General features: G+C 72.2%; 15 protein-coding genes. 11 read left to right on the forward strand and 4 right to left on the reverse strand.

The window, feature by feature from the left end:
- Window positions 1-24 precede the first annotated feature (24 nt).
- Both AC3RKB_RS15160 and AC3RKB_RS15165 read left to right on the forward strand, forming a co-directional pair.
- A complete protein-coding gene (locus AC3RKB_RS15160; protein ID WP_491437089.1) occupies window positions 25-1671 on the forward strand; it encodes an efflux permease Rv1217c-related protein in 1647 nt (548 codons plus the stop codon).
- On the forward strand, window positions 1668-3020 hold the full coding sequence (locus AC3RKB_RS15165; RefSeq protein ID WP_491437090.1) for an ion channel protein: 1353 nt from the start codon (window positions 1668-1670) through the stop codon (window positions 3018-3020). The genes AC3RKB_RS15160 and AC3RKB_RS15165 overlap by 4 nt, the downstream gene beginning before the upstream one ends.
- Here the strand turns inward: AC3RKB_RS15165 and AC3RKB_RS15170 are convergent.
- Window positions 2938-3738 (reverse strand): TIGR01458 family HAD-type hydrolase, encoded by an 801-nt coding sequence (locus tag AC3RKB_RS15170; protein ID WP_491437091.1) that lies wholly within the window; start codon window positions 3736-3738, stop codon window positions 2938-2940. The genes AC3RKB_RS15165 and AC3RKB_RS15170 overlap by 83 nt on opposite strands.
- A 128-nt stretch (window positions 3739-3866) precedes the next feature.
- On the opposite strand from AC3RKB_RS15170, the gene AC3RKB_RS15175 reads away from it, so the two are divergent.
- The 8 genes from AC3RKB_RS15175 to AC3RKB_RS15210 all read left to right on the forward strand — a co-directional run bounded on the left by AC3RKB_RS15175 (window position 3867) and on the right by AC3RKB_RS15210 (window position 8846).
- Window positions 3867-5096, forward strand: a complete 1230-nt coding sequence (locus AC3RKB_RS15175) for a TadA family conjugal transfer-associated ATPase (protein WP_491437092.1) — start codon at window positions 3867-3869, stop codon at window positions 5094-5096.
- The gene (locus tag AC3RKB_RS15180; protein WP_491437093.1) at window positions 5093-5953 is read left to right on the forward strand and encodes a type II secretion system F family protein; all 861 of its coding nucleotides are present in this window, start codon (window positions 5093-5095) and stop codon (window positions 5951-5953) included. The genes AC3RKB_RS15175 and AC3RKB_RS15180 overlap by 4 nt, the downstream gene beginning before the upstream one ends.
- On the forward strand, window positions 5941-6888 hold the full coding sequence (locus tag AC3RKB_RS15185) for a type II secretion system F family protein (RefSeq protein WP_491437094.1): 948 nt from the start codon (window positions 5941-5943) through the stop codon (window positions 6886-6888). Before AC3RKB_RS15180 ends, AC3RKB_RS15185 begins: the two co-directional genes overlap by 13 nt.
- Window positions 6889-6927: 39 nt before the next feature.
- Window positions 6928-7095: a hypothetical protein gene (locus tag AC3RKB_RS15190; RefSeq protein WP_491437095.1), complete on the forward strand. Its 168-nt coding sequence runs from the start codon at window positions 6928-6930 to the stop codon at window positions 7093-7095.
- 2 nt (window positions 7096-7097) lie between these two features.
- A complete protein-coding gene (locus AC3RKB_RS15195; protein WP_491437858.1) occupies window positions 7098-7496 on the forward strand; it encodes a TadE/TadG family type IV pilus assembly protein in 399 nt (132 codons plus the stop codon).
- A complete protein-coding gene (locus AC3RKB_RS15200; RefSeq protein WP_491437096.1) occupies window positions 7471-7938 on the forward strand; it encodes a TadE family protein in 468 nt (155 codons plus the stop codon). Before AC3RKB_RS15195 ends, AC3RKB_RS15200 begins: the two co-directional genes overlap by 26 nt.
- Entirely contained in the window at window positions 7935-8378 is a 444-nt protein-coding gene (locus tag AC3RKB_RS15205) for a pilus assembly protein TadG-related protein (protein WP_491437097.1), read from the forward strand. Before AC3RKB_RS15200 ends, AC3RKB_RS15205 begins: the two co-directional genes overlap by 4 nt.
- Before the next feature lie 75 nt (window positions 8379-8453).
- On the forward strand, window positions 8454-8846 hold the full coding sequence (locus tag AC3RKB_RS15210; protein ID WP_491437098.1) for a hypothetical protein: 393 nt from the start codon (window positions 8454-8456) through the stop codon (window positions 8844-8846).
- 90 nt (window positions 8847-8936) lie between these two features.
- Here the strand turns inward: AC3RKB_RS15210 and AC3RKB_RS15215 are convergent, their stop codons facing one another.
- Window positions 8937-12041: a M14 family metallopeptidase gene (locus AC3RKB_RS15215; protein ID WP_491437099.1), complete on the reverse strand. Its 3105-nt coding sequence runs from the start codon at window positions 12039-12041 to the stop codon at window positions 8937-8939.
- Between the two features lie 175 nt (window positions 12042-12216).
- Window positions 12217-13935 (reverse strand): protein kinase domain-containing protein, encoded by a 1719-nt coding sequence (locus tag AC3RKB_RS15220; protein WP_491437100.1) that lies wholly within the window; start codon window positions 13933-13935, stop codon window positions 12217-12219.
- A 423-nt stretch (window positions 13936-14358) separates the two neighbouring features.
- On the opposite strand from AC3RKB_RS15220, the gene AC3RKB_RS15225 reads away from it, so the two are divergent.
- Window positions 14359-14769 (forward strand): hypothetical protein, encoded by a 411-nt coding sequence (locus AC3RKB_RS15225; RefSeq protein ID WP_491437101.1) that lies wholly within the window; start codon window positions 14359-14361, stop codon window positions 14767-14769.
- A gap of 44 nt (window positions 14770-14813) precedes the next feature.
- On the opposite strand, the gene AC3RKB_RS15230 is transcribed toward AC3RKB_RS15225, so the two are convergent.
- Window positions 14814-16130 (reverse strand): MFS transporter, encoded by a 1317-nt coding sequence (locus AC3RKB_RS15230; RefSeq protein ID WP_491437102.1) that lies wholly within the window; start codon window positions 16128-16130, stop codon window positions 14814-14816.
- Window positions 16131-16218 lie beyond the last annotated feature (88 nt).

Raw genomic sequence — 16218 nt, forward strand, 5'->3', positions numbered from 1 at the left:
GGCCCGAGACCGAACGGATGCCGCATGACCACCACGCACGCGATGGCGACGCACCGCCACCTGCGGGTCGGTCGCGCGCCCCGCCCGCTCGGCGCGGTCGCCCTGCTCACGGGGCGCCTGATCGTGCGCGGCGCGGTCGCGATCGCGCTCGGCCTCGGGGGACTGATCGCGCTCGAGGGGCTCTCCTTCGAGACCGCGTACCCCGACGAGGCGTCACGCCAGGCGCTGCTGTTCTGGGCCGAGGATCCGGGGGTGCGGATCATCGCGGGCGTCGGCACCGCGGTCGACACCGTGGGCGGGTTCGCCCTGTGGGACGCCGGGCTCTACCTCACGCTCATCGCGGCCGCGTGGGCGCTCACCGCGACGACGCGCGTGCTGCGCGGCGACGAGGACTCGGGGCGCGCCGACGCGGTCCAGGCACTCGGTGCCGTGCGCGCGCACACGGTGCTCGTCGTGCAGCTCGGCGTGCTGCTCGCCGCGTGCGCGCTCATCGGCGCGGTGGTCGGCATCGCGTTCGCGCTGATCGGCGCGGAGCCGGAGGGCTCCGCGCTCGCCGGACTCACAGTCGCGGGGTACGCCGCCACGCTGGTCGCGGTCGCCGCGCTCCTCTCGCAGGTGCTCGGCACGCGGCGGCTGACGCTGTCGGTCGCTGGGGCGCTCGTGGTGGCTCTGGTCCTGATGCGGATGGCCGCGAACAGCGCCGATCGCCGCGCGTGGCTCGGCTGGTTCACGCCCGCGGGCTGGTTCGATCGGATCGAGGCCTTCGACGAGAACCGGTGGGAAGTGCTGCTCGTGCCCTTGGCGGCGACGCTCGTGCTCGGCGGCGGGGCCGTGCTGCTGCGCGGCCTGCGCGACGCGGGTGCCGGCCTCGTGCGGGCGCGCACCACCGGACGGACCCGCCGGTGGGGGCTCGGCGGCGCGACCGCGTTCGCCTGGCGCGCGAATCTCGGCGTGCTCCTCGCCTGGGCCGGCGGCTTCGCGGCCGTCGGCGTCGTGATGGGGACGATGCTGCCCCTCGTCGACGAGTTCCTGCTCGAGGACGAGGGCTTCGTCGAACTGCTCACGGCGTTCGGGCTGTCGGTCGAGGACGTCACGCTGGGCTTCGTCGCGCTGATCGCGAAGATCATCGGGCTGGTCACGGCGGTCTTCGCGGCGTTCCGTATGGGGGCCGCCCGCGCGGAGGAGGCGTCGACGCGAGCGGAGTTCCTCCTCACGCGCCCGCTGCCGCGGTGGCGATGGCTCGGCGGACACGTCGTGACGCTGGTCGGGGCGATCGCGGTGCTCGCACTCGTCGCGGCGACCACGCTCTGGCTCGGCGCGGCGGCGACGGACTCGGAGGTGACTGCAGCCGACGCGTACTCGGCGATCCTGAACGTGCTTCCCGCGGTCGCCGTCTTCGCCGGGTTCGCGGTGCTCGTCTTCGGCGTGGCGCCGCGGGTCACCGTCCCCGTCGCCGCGGGCGTCGCCGTCGTCGCCTACGTGATCGAGCTGGTGGGCAACCTGCTCGAGTGGCCCGGGTGGGTCCTGGACCTCTCGCCGTTCCACCACCTCGAGCAGGTGCCGGTCGACCCGATCGATCCGGTGGGCGCGATGGTGATGACGGCGATCGGAGTGGTGCTCGCACTCGGCGGCATCCTGGCATTCGAACGACGCGATCTGGTGGGGGCATGATGACGACACAGGAAGCACAGGGACCGCAGGGACCGCAGCAGGAGCTCCCGGCGCCCACGCCGAAGCAGCTCGCGCTGCTCTCGATCCCGGCGCTCGTGATCGGGATCGTCACCGCGCTCATGCTCTGGGCGCTCGAGGCGGTCGCCGGCGTGATCGAGGACTACGTCTGGACGACGCTGCCCGACGCCATCGGCATCGATCCGAGCGGATGGTGGATCGTCGCGGTGCTCACCACCACCGGGTTGCTCGTCGGACTGTGCCTCCAGTTCATACCCGGGCACGGCGGACCCGACTCGGCCACGACCGAGCTGTTCGAGCCGCCCGTGAAGCTGCGGACGCTGCCGAGCATCGCGATCGTAACCGTGCTCGGCCTCGCGGGCGGGGTCAGCCTCGGCCCGGAGAACCCGATCATCGCGATCAACGTCGCGCTCGCCGTCGCGCTGCTCGGGCGGTTCATGCCGATGGTGCCGCCGCGCCTGGCGATGCTCATGGCCGCCGCCGGCACGATCGGCGCGCTGTTCGGCACGCCCGTCGGCGCCGCGCTGCTGTTCACGGGCGCGCTCGCCGCGGTGCGCGGCGGCGGCGCGCTGTGGGACAAGCTGTTCCTGCCGCTCGCGTCGGCCGCGGCGGGCTCCGCGACCATGCACGCGCTCGGCGTGCCGCCGCTCTCGTTCACCGTGCCGCCGAGCACGGTCGACCCGCTCGACGTGCTCGTCGGCGTGGGCGTGGCGTGCGTCGCGGTGCTCATCGGCCTGCTCGCGGTGTTCGCGCTGCCGGTCGTGCACCGCGCGTTCCACGCGCTTCGGAGCCCGATCCTGATCGCGACGCTGGGCGGATTCGTGCTCGGCCTGCTCGGCCTCCTCGGCGGTCCGATCACGCTGTTCAAGGGGCTCGACCAGATGGGCGAGCTGCTCTCCGACCCCGACGCGTACTCCGCGGGCGACCTCGCGCTCATCGTCGCGGTCAAGATCGTCGCGCTCGTCGTCGCCGCGAGCGCCGCGTTCCGCGGTGGCCGCGTGTTCCCGGCGACGTTCATCGGCGTCGCGATCGGCATGCTCGCCGCCGCACTCATCCCGGGGCTGCCGCTCGGACTCGCGGTCGCGTGCGGACTCATCGGGATGCTGCTCGTCTCGACGCGCGACGGCTGGCTGTCGCTCTTCATGGCCGCCGGCGTCTCGGGCGACATCGGGCTCCTGCCGTGGCTGTGCGTGATCATCCTGCCCGCCTGGCTGCTCGTCTCACGCGCGCCCGAGTTGCGCGTCGTGGTCAGCCCGACGGGCCCGGCGGCCGATGCCCCTGCCACCACCGAGGCAGGTCGGAGATCGAGTCGAGCACGGCGTCGGGAGTGACATCCGTCTCGAGGTCGGATGGCGCGAACTTCCCGGTCCGCACCAGCACGCCGGCCAGGCCCGCGCGCTGCGCGCCCTCGACGTCGGTGCGCAGGTCGTCGCCGACCATCACGACCGCGCCCGGCTCGAGGCCGAGCTCCGCGGTCGCGGTGCGGTAGAACGCGGGGTCGGGCTTGCCGAGCACGATCGCCGTGCGCCCGGTCGCGAACTCGAGCGCGCGCACGAACGGCCCGGCGTCGAGGCGGAGGCCGTCCTCGGCGCGCCAGTACCGCGTGGTGCCGAGCGCCAGCAGCGGTATGGTCGGGTCGGCCATGAGCAGGCGGAACGCGCGGTTGAGCGTGCGGAAGTCCCATCCGTCGCCGAGGTCGCCGATGACCACGGCATCGGCGCCCTGCTCGTCGGCGGCCGGGAGCGCATCGAATCCCGCGAACTCCGCCGCGGTCGCGTCGGGCACGAACAGGGCGGGTCGTGACATCCGCTCGACTCGAAGCCAGGCCGCGGCGACGACCGCCGGGGTGAGGATGTCGTCGGAGCCCGCGGTGATCCCGAACCGTGCGAGCTTCTCGACGATCGCCGTGCGCGGCCGCGAACTCGTGTTCGTCACGTACCGGTACGGCACGCCCTCGCGCGCGACCCACGCCAGCGCCTCGGCGGCCCCGGGCACGCCCGTCTCGCCGACGTACACGACGCCGTCGAGGTCGAGCAGGAGCCCGTGCATGCCTCCATCATGCGCCCCGGGCGGATCGGCGCATGGGCGGGAGGTCACACGCGGTTCCTGATGCGTCGTCGCCGCGGCATGTGGATAAGTTCGCGGACCGATCGCGCGGCTTCTCCATGATGGAGCGCATGACCGATCCCGTGCGCACCATCGCCGAGCGGGTGCGCGGACGGGTGCTCCGCGAGGGCGTCGACCTCGCGCGCGACGAGGCGCTCGCGGCCCGGTACGCGCACGAGGAGGTGCGCCGGTACTCCGAGCGGGCGCTGGCCGGGGCGCACGCCCCGCTCGGCGACGAGCCGGGGACGGCCCGCGAGGTGGTGGCATCCATCACCGGGTACGGCCCGCTGCAGCCGTTCTTCGACGACCCGGCGGTCGAGGAGATCTGGATCAACTCGCCCACGCGCGTCTTCGTGGCGCGCGCCGGCGTGCCCGAGCTGACCACGCTGGTGCTCTCCGACCGCGAGGTGCGCGACCTGGTCGAGCGGATGCTGCAGCACTCCGGCCGTCGGGTCGACTTGTCCTCTCCATTCGTCGACGCGTCGCTGCCCGACGGGTCGCGGCTGCACGTCGCCATTCCCGATGTCACGCGCGCCCATTGGTCCGTCAACGTGCGCAAGTTCCAGCAGCGCATCCGGTCGCTGTCGCAGCTCATCGAGCTCGACTCGCTCACCCGGCAGGCCGCGGAGTTCCTTCGCATGAGCGTGCTCGCCGGCGCGAACATCCTCGTCTCCGGGGCGACGCACACCGGCAAGACGACCATGCTCAACGCGCTCATGTCGAGCGCGCGCACCTCCGACCGGGTGGTGACCGTCGAGGAGACGTTCGAGCTCGACCTCGACGTGCGCGACCTCGTGTCGATGCAGTGCCGGCAGCCGAACCTCGAGGGGTCGGGCGAGATCACGCTGCGCCGCCTCATCAAGGAGGCGCTGCGCATGCGACCCGACCGGCTCATCGTCGGCGAGGTCCGCGAGGCCGAGAGCCTCGACCTGCTCATCGCGCTGAACTCGGGCTTGCCGGGCATGTGCACCATCCACGCGAACTCGGCGCGCGACGCGCTCGCGAAGCTGTGCACGCTGCCCCTGCTCGCCGGGCGCAACATCGACTCGGCGTTCGTGGTGCCGACCGTGGCGAGCTGCATCGACGTCGTCGTGCACCTCACGATCGACCGGCACGGGCGACGCCGCGTTGTCGCGATCGTCGCCCCGACTGGTGAGACCGTCGGCGCGACGGTGGTCGCCGAGACGATCTTCGAACTCGGCGACGGCGATCTCATCGCGACGGGCGCCCGTCCCGCGCGACTCGAGAAGTTCGTCGCGGCCGGCCTCGACCCGGCGATCGTGCTGGGAGCCGCCGCATGAGCGTGCTGCTCGGCGCGACCCTCGGGGTCGGGCTGCTGCTCGTCGCGTCGACCTGGCTCTGGCCGAGACGAGCCGATGACGCGCCGCGGCCGCGCCGGCGATCGACCGTCGCCGATGAGCTCGCCCTCGCGGGGATCCCGGGCGTGCCGGTCGCGGCCGTCATCGTGGTCGCGGCCGTGCTCGGCATCGTCGCGGCGGCGCTCGCGCAGGCGATCTTCGCGGTGCCGGTTCTCACGGCGGTCGCGGGCGTGCTCGGCGCGCTCCTCGTGGCGTTCGTGATCCGGGCGCGCGCGAACCGGCGTCGCGCGCTCAATCGCACGATCTGGCCCGACGTGGTCGACCACCTCGTGGCATCCGTCCGGGCCGGCATGTCGCTGCCCGACAGCATCGGCGCGCTGGCCGAACTCGGTGCCGCCGCCACCCGCCCGGCGTTCGCCGTGTTCGACGACGAGTTCCGTCGCACGGGCGACTTCGGGTCGGCGGTCGACTCCCTCAAGGCACGACTCGCCGACCCCGTGTCCGACCGCATCCTCGAGACACTGCGGATGGCGCGCGAGGTCGGCGGCACCGACGTGACCGCGGTGCTCCGCGGCCTGTCCGCCTACCTCCGCGAGGACGCTGCACTCCGCGCCGAGGTCGTCGCCCGCCAGTCCTGGATCCGCAATGCCGCACGGCTCGGCGTCGCCGCGCCGTGGCTGCTGCTGCTCGTCCTCGCGAGTCGGCCCGAGACGCTCCAGGCGTACGACTCGGCGGCAGGAACGGCCCTGATCCTCGTCGGCGTGGGCGTGACGATCGTCGCCTACCGTCTCATGCTCGGCCTCGGCCGGCTTCCCGAGGAGCGTCGATGGTTCACCTGAGCGCGATCCCCGCGGTCGCCGTCGCGCTCGGCGCCGTGCTCGGCCTCGGCCTGTGGCTCGTCGCCGCCTCGACGCCGCGACTCGGGCGGGCTCGGCTCGTCGAGCGGGTCGCCCCGTACATCACGGACTTCTCGGCCGAGGCACGGGCCATGCGCTCACGTCCCGACGCCGATCCGGGGTCCGTACTCGGCATCCTGGTCCTGCCTGCCCTGCGGCGACTCCGCACGCTCCTGAGCGTCGGGCTCGGCGGCAACGACACCATCGCCCGGCGGCTCCGACAGGCGGGGGCGGATGCCTCGGTCGAGCGCTTCCGCGGCGAGCAGCTCGCGTGGGCCGGGCTGGCGTTCGCGTTGGGCGCCGGCCTCGCGCTGTTCGCGCCGGCCTTCGCGACGATGCCGCCGATCGTGCGGACCGTCGTGCCGGCGTTCGCGGGCGTCGCCGGTGCGGTGGCCCGCGATTGGGTGCTGCAGCGCGCCGCCAGACGCCGTCTCGCCCGGATCTCCTCCGAACTCCCGACGATGCTCGAGTTCCTCACGCTGAGCCTGACCGCCGGCGAGGGCATGCTCGACGCGCTCCGACGGGTCGCCCGTGCCGGATCGGGGGAGCTGCCCACCGAGTTCGCGCGCGTCGTCGCCGCGGTCGGTGCCGGCGTGCCGCTGCAGACGGCGCTCGCCGAGCTCCGCGACGGCCTCGACCATCCCGCCCTCACGCGCGCGCTCGACCAGGTGCTCGGCGCACTCGATCGAGGCGCACCCCTCGCTGCGGTCCTGCGCTCGCAGGCCGGCGACGCTCGAGCCGAGGCCAAGCGCACCCTCATCGAGCTTGCCGGTCGCAAGGAGATCGCGATGCTCGTGCCCCTGGTCTTCCTCATCCTGCCCGTCACCATCGCGTTCGCGCTGTTCCCCGGCTACCTCGTGCTGCAGGCGGGCTTCTGATGCGCGAGCGAACCCGAACCGACCCCGAGAGGACCCCTCATGCCGCAGTGGATCGCCCGACGACTGGCCGACGAGCGGGGCGACGTGCCCGGCTGGGTGCTGATCACGCTGATGACCGCCGGGCTCGTCATCGTGATCTGGGGGCTCGCCGGACCCGCGCTCTCGGGCGTGTTCGACCAGGCCATCAGCCGGGTCACCGGCTTCTGAGGCTGAGCCGCCTCGGCGTCCGGCTCCGCGACGAGACCGGCTCGGCGGTCGCGGAGTTCTCGCTCGTGGGCGTGCTCCTCACCGCCCTCCTGCTCGCCGTGGTACAGCTGGCGCTCGCCCTGCACGTGCGCAACACCGTCCTCGACGCGGCCGCCGAGGGTGCTCGGTACGCGGCGCTCGCGGGGTCGTCCGCCGACGCAGGGGTGCAGCGCACCCGCGCGCTCATCGACGCCGCCATCGCGGTGGACTACGCGGGCGACGTGCGCGCGTCGACCACGTCGGTCGGCGGCGTACCGGTGATCGCGATCACCGTGCAGGCGGCGCTCCCGGTCGTCGGGCTGCTCGGTCCCGAGCGCGCGCTGGAGGTGACCGGGCATGCGACGCTCGAGACGATCGACTGACGCGGACCGTTCACGGCTGGCCGCGGAGCGCGGCTCGGCGTCGCTCGAGTTCCTCACCGTGGGCATGATCCTGCTCGTCCCACTCGTGTACCTCGTGCTCGCGGTCGCCTCGATCCAGGCGGCCGCACTCGGCGTCGAGGGCGCCGCCAGGCAGGCGGCGCGCGTGGCGGTGCTCCGAGCGGATGGCGCTGGGCCGGCCGACGTGGTCGACCGCGCGGTGCGCGTGGTGCTCGACGACTACGGCGTCGACGCCGGCGCGACCTCCGTCGACGTGGCGTGTTCGTCGGCGTGCGACGAGCCCGGGTCGAGGATCACGGTCAGCGTGCGCACGGCCGTCGCGCTCCCGCTCGTGCCGCAGGTGCTCGCGTCGAGCTCGATCGGAACGGTGCGGCTCGAGTCGAGTGCGACGCACTCGGTGTCACGGTTCGCGGGGGCGTCGTGAGGAAGGCGCCGACGTCCGTCGCCGACGAGGACGGTTCGACGTTGCTGCTCACGATCTTCTACGGGGTTCTCGGCCTCGCGCTGGTGCTCGTGGTGGTGTCCGCGACATCCCTCTATCTCGAGCGCAAGCGGCTCTTCACCCTCGCCGACGGTGCTGCCCTCGCGGCGGCCGAATCGTGGCGACTCGACGACGTGCGCGTCGAGGGCGGCGAGCTCGCGTTCGACCTCGATGCCGCGTCGGTGCGGGCGGCGGCATCCGAGTACCTCGGCGACGCGCCGCACTCGCTCCGCGGGCTCGACCTCGTGCGGGCCGACTCGGCCGACGGGCGAAGCGCAACCGTCACCCTGCGCGCGATCTGGCACGCGCCGATCAGCTCCGCGTTCCTGCCCGTCACGGTGCCCATCGAGGTCAGCGCCGACGCGCGCTCGGTGTTCCACTGAACCGACCGACGGTCAGGGGACCTTCGTCGCCATCAGCACGACGAGCTGCCCATACCGTGGGCGACGGGAGACACCATGGAACGCGTCGACGCCGTTCGCGTAGCCGGCATCATTCTGATCGCAGGTGCCCTCTCGCTCGCTTCGGGATGCGCCGCGCCCGACGTGACGACAACGCCGCCGACACCGCCGGTCTCGACCTCGCCCACCTTGTCGCCGAGCGAGGGGGTGCGGCTCACGGTCACGGTGCACGACGTCGTCGACGTCGAAGGCGGTGCGATCGCCGGCGTGCTGTACGCAGGACCCGAGATGCTCGAGGAGAACGCGGTCCCTCATTCCGGAGAGCCCGGAATGTTCTCCTGCCAGACCATGTTCGAAGTGGGCGGGTCCGATGTGCGGCTCTCGGTCGCAGGCATCCCGGCCGAGCCCCTCAGTGCATCGCCGACGCTCACGCCGTGCACGCTCGACTGAAGCGCCTGCGGCGTCTGACGGACGACGGATGGCACCGGGGCGGCCGACGGCTGCACGCCGTCGGTCGCCCCGTGTTCCCCCGTCCTGTGGTCAGTCGAGCAGGTGGTCCAGTGCGCGTCCCATCCACTCGGCCCGAACGTCGGCACCGGTGATGCCCTCGAAGCCGAACCCGGTGAGCAGCGAACCCGGCGTCGCCACCACGGCCGCCTCGGGGAATCCCGCCGCCGTCGTGATGATGAAGTTGTTCGGGTTCGGGGCACTGCCGTCGGGCGGCCCGGTGATCTCCCAGCCACCCGTGTCGCCGTTCTCGAACGAGGTCGAGCCGACCCCGGTCGAGACCTCGATGTCGTCGACGAACACGCCCAGGCCCTGCGTGGCCCAGTCGCTGATATAGGCGATCGACACCTCGACCTGGCCGCCGGCGTACGCCGACAGGTCGACGCTCCACTGCTGCCAGCCGCCGGAGTTGCCCGACGCGGCGTGCCACTCGCCGTCGGCGCTGCCGGTGGGGTTGCACGTCGTCTCGTCGACGAACGTCTGGTAGTAGTCGAGCTGCGGGTGCAGTTCGTTCCACCCGGCCGGGCAGCTCTCACCGGTGTCCTGCGAGGTGTGCGCGTTGACGTCGGGCAGCGTCGTCCAGTCCGCCTGGTTCGGCGTGCGCGCCTCGACCGCGAGGAAGTCCCACTCGGCCTCGGTGTCGTACGACGTCCAGAACGACAGGTCCGCACCGCCGGCCGGCACGTCGATCGTGCGCGTCAGTCGCTTGTACGACACATCGGCCAGCTGCGAGTACGCGTAGTTGTCGCCGCTGTGCGGCTCGAACGGTCCGCCCTCGCGGTCCCACCGGCCCGCGACCCAGCTCTCGAACTGCGGGTACTGCTGCGGGTCGAGGATGCCGCTCGTCGTGATGAACGAGTTGCTGTGGCCCTGGTTGTCGGCGCTCTCGGCACCGCCGAAGCCCCACGCGAGCCCGGTGAGCGGCTCGTCGACGCCGAGCACGTCGAGCAGGCCCTCATCGCCGGTGCCGCCATCGCTGATGGCGAGGTACGCACCGAGCCAGTACTGGAGCGTGTCGTTCGTGAAGTCGCCCGATCCGCCGAGCGCGCGACACCGCACCAGGACCGCGGGATCGGCGCGACACTCCTCGTTCGCCTCCGTCGGGTCGTAGAACTGGGTCCCGACGGTCGGGGTGTACTGGCTGCCCGCGTACTGGCCGGTGTACAGCACCTGCCCGCCTTCGTTGAGGAAGTCGCGGACCTCGAGGATCTGGTCCATCGCCAGGCGTGAGGCGTTGCCGCCGGCCCATCCGAGCTCGCGCGTCACGATGTCGTCGCCGGTGTACCAGATGACCGCGTCGTAGTGCGAGAGCACGCCCAGGGCATCCGACGCGATGCGGTCGCGGGCGTCGACATCGTAGACGTCGTAACCGGTGCCGTTCGCATCGAGTGCGTCGGTGTAGTACTCGAGGTAGTTCGGCCCGCCGGCCTGTCCGGGCGAGGCGCCCGTGTAGTCCTCGGCGGCGACGATCAGCACGTCGTCGGTCGACTCCTCGACGGCCTCGTACGTGAACGAGTCGCTCACCTCGCCACCACCCTCGAACCAGACCTCGACGGTGTCGCCCGGCTCGGTGCCGGTCACGAACCCGCTCATGATGGCGTAGTGCACGCCGGTCTGGCCGCCGTAGCGGTCGCCGCCGGCCCACTCCTCGGTCGTCGCGCTGACCGGGTCGCCCTCATTGATCGAGTACTTCAGCGTCACGTCGCCCAGGCTGCGCTGCGCGATGACCCGCACCTCCTGCGGGTCGCCGTAGGAGTAGTCGAACGTGAAGTTCGCCAGCGGCAGGCCGACCTTGTACGTGTCGTCGCTCTTCAGGTAGAACGGCTTGGTCTCGAGGCCGAGGTGCGACACCGGGTTCGCCGGGTCGGCCGCCGACTTCGCGACATCGAGCGCGTACGGCAGCACCCGCTCGAACTCCGCCTGCACCTGCGCCTCGTCATCGGGGAACACGAACCCGCCGCCGTCGGCGCCCTCGCTGAGCTCCGGCGTCCAGGCGAGCGTCTCGCGCTCCGCGTGGGCGTAGTCGGTCGTCTCGCCGTTCGTCACGTAAAGCACGTCGGAGGACAGGCCCGGCTCGAAGTCGGGGATGGCCGGTTCGTCACGGTTGCCCGAAAGGGCGTAGTAGATCGGGTCGTCGGCGGTCGGCGTGCCGGTCTGCCATCCCTCGGCGTACAGCAGCCACTGCCCGAAGGAGTGCCAGTTGATCTGGAACGAGAAGTCGGCACGATCGAACAGCGACATCATCGCCTGCGTCTCGGGCTCGGATCCGGCCGACGGGCCGCGGTACGTGTCACTGCTGATCTGCGACGACGAGCCCTCCTCGTCGTACCCGAAGTGCTCGGGGAAGTTGCGGTTCGGGTCGACTCCGTCGGCCCGGGTGATCTGCCCGTCGCCGTCGTTGTCGCGCAGGTTCTTGCGCCACAGGCGCTCGTTGTCGAACGTGTACTGGTAACCGTCGGGGTTGGCCACGACGACGAACCACAGTTCGTTCGCCTTCAGGAGGTCCTTGACCTCCTTGTCGTTCGCGCGCCACTCGTCGATGTACCAGTTCATCAGCCGCCGGTTGACCTCGGTCGAGATCCACTCGCGCGCATGCTGGGTCGAGCTGTGCAGCACGGCGGGACGGGCCCCGTCGGCGATGCCCCGCGCACCCTGCGTGAGCTTCATCCCGATGATCTCGCGCCCCTGGTAGGTGTGGCCGAGCACGACGAGCTTCACGAGCTGCGGGTTCTCACGCGCGAGACGGTACATCTCGTCGCGGATGCCGCCGGGCTCATCCCACGACCGGAACACCTCGTAGCCCGAGTCGGCCTGCTCGGCCGCCAGCTGCCGAGCCGACTTGCCGTTCTTGTTCTTCTTGACCTCGACGTCCACGCCCCGTCCCTTGAGCGATTTCGCTTCGGCCTCGGTGAGGATGAGGTCGACGCTCACGCCGTCGTCGGTGACCCGCGTGGCGGCGACGTCGTAGTTCGCGTCGATCTCGGCCGCCTCGGCGGCGCTCACTTCGGCTGTGTACATGTCGAGCGCGCCGACATCCTCAGCGGCGTTCGCGCCGATCGGACTCAGCAGCGAGACTCCCAGCGCGAGCGCGGCGGCGCCCACGACGAGGCGACTACGGGTGAAGCGGATTCCAGTCATCACGACTCCCACCGGTCCGTCTCCGGCCAAAGGGAAAATGGTGACGACGTCATCGTGCGACCTCATGTTCGCCACGCTTTTGGCGCTCCGCGGACCCTAGGGCACAGCCTCCTGCGATCCGGCGCGAGTTGTCAAGGAGGAAATGAGCGGCACGCGCCGCGGCGACCGCGCCAGGTCAGATCGGCGTGCTGCTCAGCACGGTGGTCGCTGCGATCTTGAGCGTCCCACCCTCGTCGACGAGTCGATACGCCGTGACCTCGCGGACCACCCGGCCGTCGGTGAAGGTGTAGATCAGCGTCGCCCGCGCGTCGGTCGGGGACGACGCGGTGACATCCGACACCTCGACCTGGGCGACCTCGCTCCAGAACGCCTGGTACGCGTCGCGACCACCGACGTGGCCGACCTGGTAGTCCTCCGTCATCAGGGGCCATGCGGCGTCGAGGTCACCCGGCATCAGGGCGTAGTAGTCGCCGATCGTCTGGACGGCCCGCTCCTCGCCGCTCGGGGGCGCCGGCGTCTCGGCGGGCGGCTCGGGCGAGGGGCCGGCCTCGGTGGTTCCGGATGTCTCGTCCGACGGGCCCGCCGACCCGCTCGCCGCGGGTGCCGGCGAGTCCGACGGGCTCGGCCGCGGCTCGGCGACGGGGCCGGACGGCTCGCCGCCGAGTCCGAGCGAGCCGAGCAGCAGGGCACCGCCGATGACCAGCACGGCGACGGCGACGAGCGCGCCGACGAGGACCCAGCGCCGCCACGAGCGTCGCTGCGGCTCCGGCTTCCGATCCGGAACCGTCGCCGGCTCGCGTCGAGCCGGCTCGACATCGGACTGCGACTCCGACATCCACGGGAAGAGCGGTGGCGGCGCCGGCCGGGCGGTCGTCCCGTCGGCGTCGGCGTCGGTGTCGGGCTCGGCGACCCGGCGGGTCGGAGCGGGCACGGTGCGCGGCTCCGGCTCCGGCTCGGGCTCCGGCTCGGGCTCTGGTTCTGGTTCTGGTTCTGGTTCTGCGGTCGTGGCGGGAACCGTGGCGCCGAGCACGAGCGTCGAGGCCGAGTCATCCGCCGGCGCCGGCAGCTCGGCCTCGAGCGCGGTGAGCTCGCGAACGACGCGCGCCATGTCGGGGCGCTGCTCCGGCTCGGCGGAGAGCAGGTCGAGCAGCAGCGGTCCGAGCGGCCCAGCGTGCGCGGGAGGCGGGGGAGCGCCCGTAGCGACCCGATGCAGCAACGCGATCGCGTTGGCGTCGGTCCCGAACGGTGGCTCGCCGTCGAGCATGGCGTACAGCGTGGCGCCCAGCGAGAACACGTCGGAGGCGAAGCTCGACGGCTCGCCGCGCGCGACCTCGGGGGCGAGGTAGGCGGGTGTGCCGTACAGCGGACCCGACGCCGTGACCGTCCCCTCGCCGAGGGCGTGCGAGATGCCGAAGTCGCTGATCATCGCCCAGCCGTCGTCGCGGATGAGGATATTGCCCGGCTTCACGTCGCGGTGCACGATCCGACGCCGATGGGCGGCGGCGAGCGCGGAGGCGACCTGCGTGCCGACCCGCGCGGTCTCCGACGGGCTGAAGGATCCGCGCGTGAGCAGCAGGGAGGAGAGCGGGGTCGAGTCGATGAGCTGCATCACCATGCAGGGCTGGCCCTCGTGCTCGACGACGTCGAAGACGGGGACGGCATGCGGATGGTGCAGGCCCGCGCTGATGCGCGCCTCGCGCATGGCCCGCCGCGTCGTGGCTGCGCGCTCCTCGTCGTCGAGTTCGGGGCGGGGCCGCAGCATCTTGAGGGCGACCCGCCGGTGCAGTCGGGTGTCCCACGCCTCCCAGACGACGCCCATTCCGCCCGCGCCGAGCTGCGTCACCAGCCGGTACCGGTCGGCGACGAGGACGTCGGGCGTGTCGGTCGTGCTCATCGGTGGGAATCCTCCGGGGTCGGCTTCGACGCTAGCGACCTCGGGCCGGTCGGCTCACGGGCTTGCGGCGAGGACCGGCCTGTGGAAGGGTCGCGGCGCCCCGACGGGTCACGTCTCGGCGGCGGGGTCCAACCCCTCGTCGGGCTCGCCCTCGGGGGTTCCTCCATTGAGGGGCCTTCGTCCTCGGGGGACCTTCGTCGCCAGGCCACCGCTCGCTCGCTCGTACGGTGAGCAGCGGGTGAGTGTTCGATGAATCCGTTCGGCGTTGCCGGTCGAATCGTCCGTGCGGGCGTCGTGGCCGTCCTCGCATCGGGAATCTCGGGGTGCGCGCCGCCCGGTGACTCGACGCCGACGCCCGGGCCGACCTCGTCGCCGACCCTCCCCGCGGTTGCCCGGGCGAGGGTCGTGGTCACGGTCCACGACGTGGTCGGCATCGAGGGCGGTGGCCTGGCCGGCACCGTCAATCCAGGTCCCGTCGCGATTCCCGCTCAGGCCATCGGCGGTTTCGGGGCAGAGGTCGGTTCCGATCCGTTCAGCATCACCACGCCGATCATGGCGCCCGGCCCGGATTACCGCGGGCCGTTCCCGTACGTCTCCGACGAGCCCCTCCTGCTTCATCAAGGCCAGTACACCCTGATCCTCTGGGCGGACGACGTGCCCTTGCTGCCGTACTCGCGCTGGGCGCCGGCAGTGCCGCGGGAAGGAGAGCGAGGAATGTTCCTCTGCGAGACCGCCTTCGAGGTCGGCGAGTCCGATGTGCGGCTGTCGATCGCGGGCGTCCCACCTGAGCCGATCACGGCGTCGCCCACGATGACGCCGTGCACCCGCGACTGACCTGACGCCGTGCGTGCTCGACTGAAACGGATGGCCCACGGGCGTCAGGTGTCGGCGGCGGGCGTCCAGCCCTCATCGGGCTCGGTCTCATCGGGCGACGGATGCCGCGGCGCGCGCGGCACGTAGCGCGGGATCCAGCGCCAGAGCATGGCCGCGCCGACGAGGCCGATCACGCCCATCGCGGCGCTCGCGGCCATGATCGACACTGCCGACGTGATCGCCGACACGGCCAGCGGCGCGGCCGCAGCGCCGGCGTCGGCGATCGTGCGGTACGCGCCGAGGAACGGCGCCGGGTTCGCCGCCGGGGCGAGATCGGCGCCGACGGTGAGGATGACCCCGCTCGAGAGCCCGTTCGCGAGGCCGAGCAGGATCGCCACGCCCGTGAACCAGGCGACCGCGGCGGGCAGGTCGTGCGTGAACGCGAGCACGAGGTGGCCCACCGAGAGCCCCACGAGCCCCGGGATGGCGCTCCACAGCCGGCCGTGCCGGTCCATGACCTGGCCGCTGACATAGAAGAGCGCGAAGTCGATCGTCGCGGCGATGCCGATCACGAGCGCCGTGGCATCCGGTCGCATGCCGATCGAGACCGCCCACAGCGGCAGGATCACCGTGCGGCTCGCACGCAGCGCCGCGAGCACGCCGACGCCGGTGCCGATGCGGGCCAGCACCCCGCGGTACGTGACGATGGCGTGCCACACGCCGTGCGCGGCATCCGCTCGCCCGGCCTCGCCGCCTGCAGGGGTGACGGATGTCGCGCGCGCCCGCAGCGCGGCCCCGAACACCTTCTCGGGGTCGGGCAGCACGAGCAGCACCACCACCACCGCCGCGCACGAGGCGACGAGCACCCAGAACACCGCCGCGGACGACCCCGTCCACGCGATGATCGCCGCCGCCGTGAACGGGCCCACCGCCCAGCCCGCCCGGAACACGCCCGCGAGCGTCGACAGCGCCCGCGCCCGCACGCGCGCCGGCACGTAGCTCGTGAGGAACGCGTGCCGCGCGAGCCCGAAGACCGCGGTCGCGAGGCCGAGCAGGAACACGCCGATGCCGAGCGCCCACGTCGTCGGCACGAGCAGGGCGAGCAGGGTGCCCGCCGACGCGAGCGCCGAGGCGCCGATCATCGCCGCGCGCTCGCCGATCCTCGCCACGAGCCATCCGGCGGGCAGGTCGCCGAGGAGCTCGCCGACCATGAGCATCGCCGCGATGAGGCCTGCGAGCGCGAGCGATGCGCCGCGCTCGGTCGCCACGACGGGGATGACCGGGATCATCGCGCCCTCGCCGAGCGAGAACAACAGCGTCGGGAGGTACGCCGGGAGGACGATCGACCGCCACGAGAAGGGGTGCGCGGCGTCGGAGGTCATCCCTCCGATGCTATGCCCGCCCGTGAACCCTCCAGTGTTGCCGTTCGCGCCGAGTGTTCCCGTTCCAGCGGGAACACTCGGCGCGAAC

The sequence above is a fragment of the Agromyces capsici genome, from assembly GCF_058349965.1.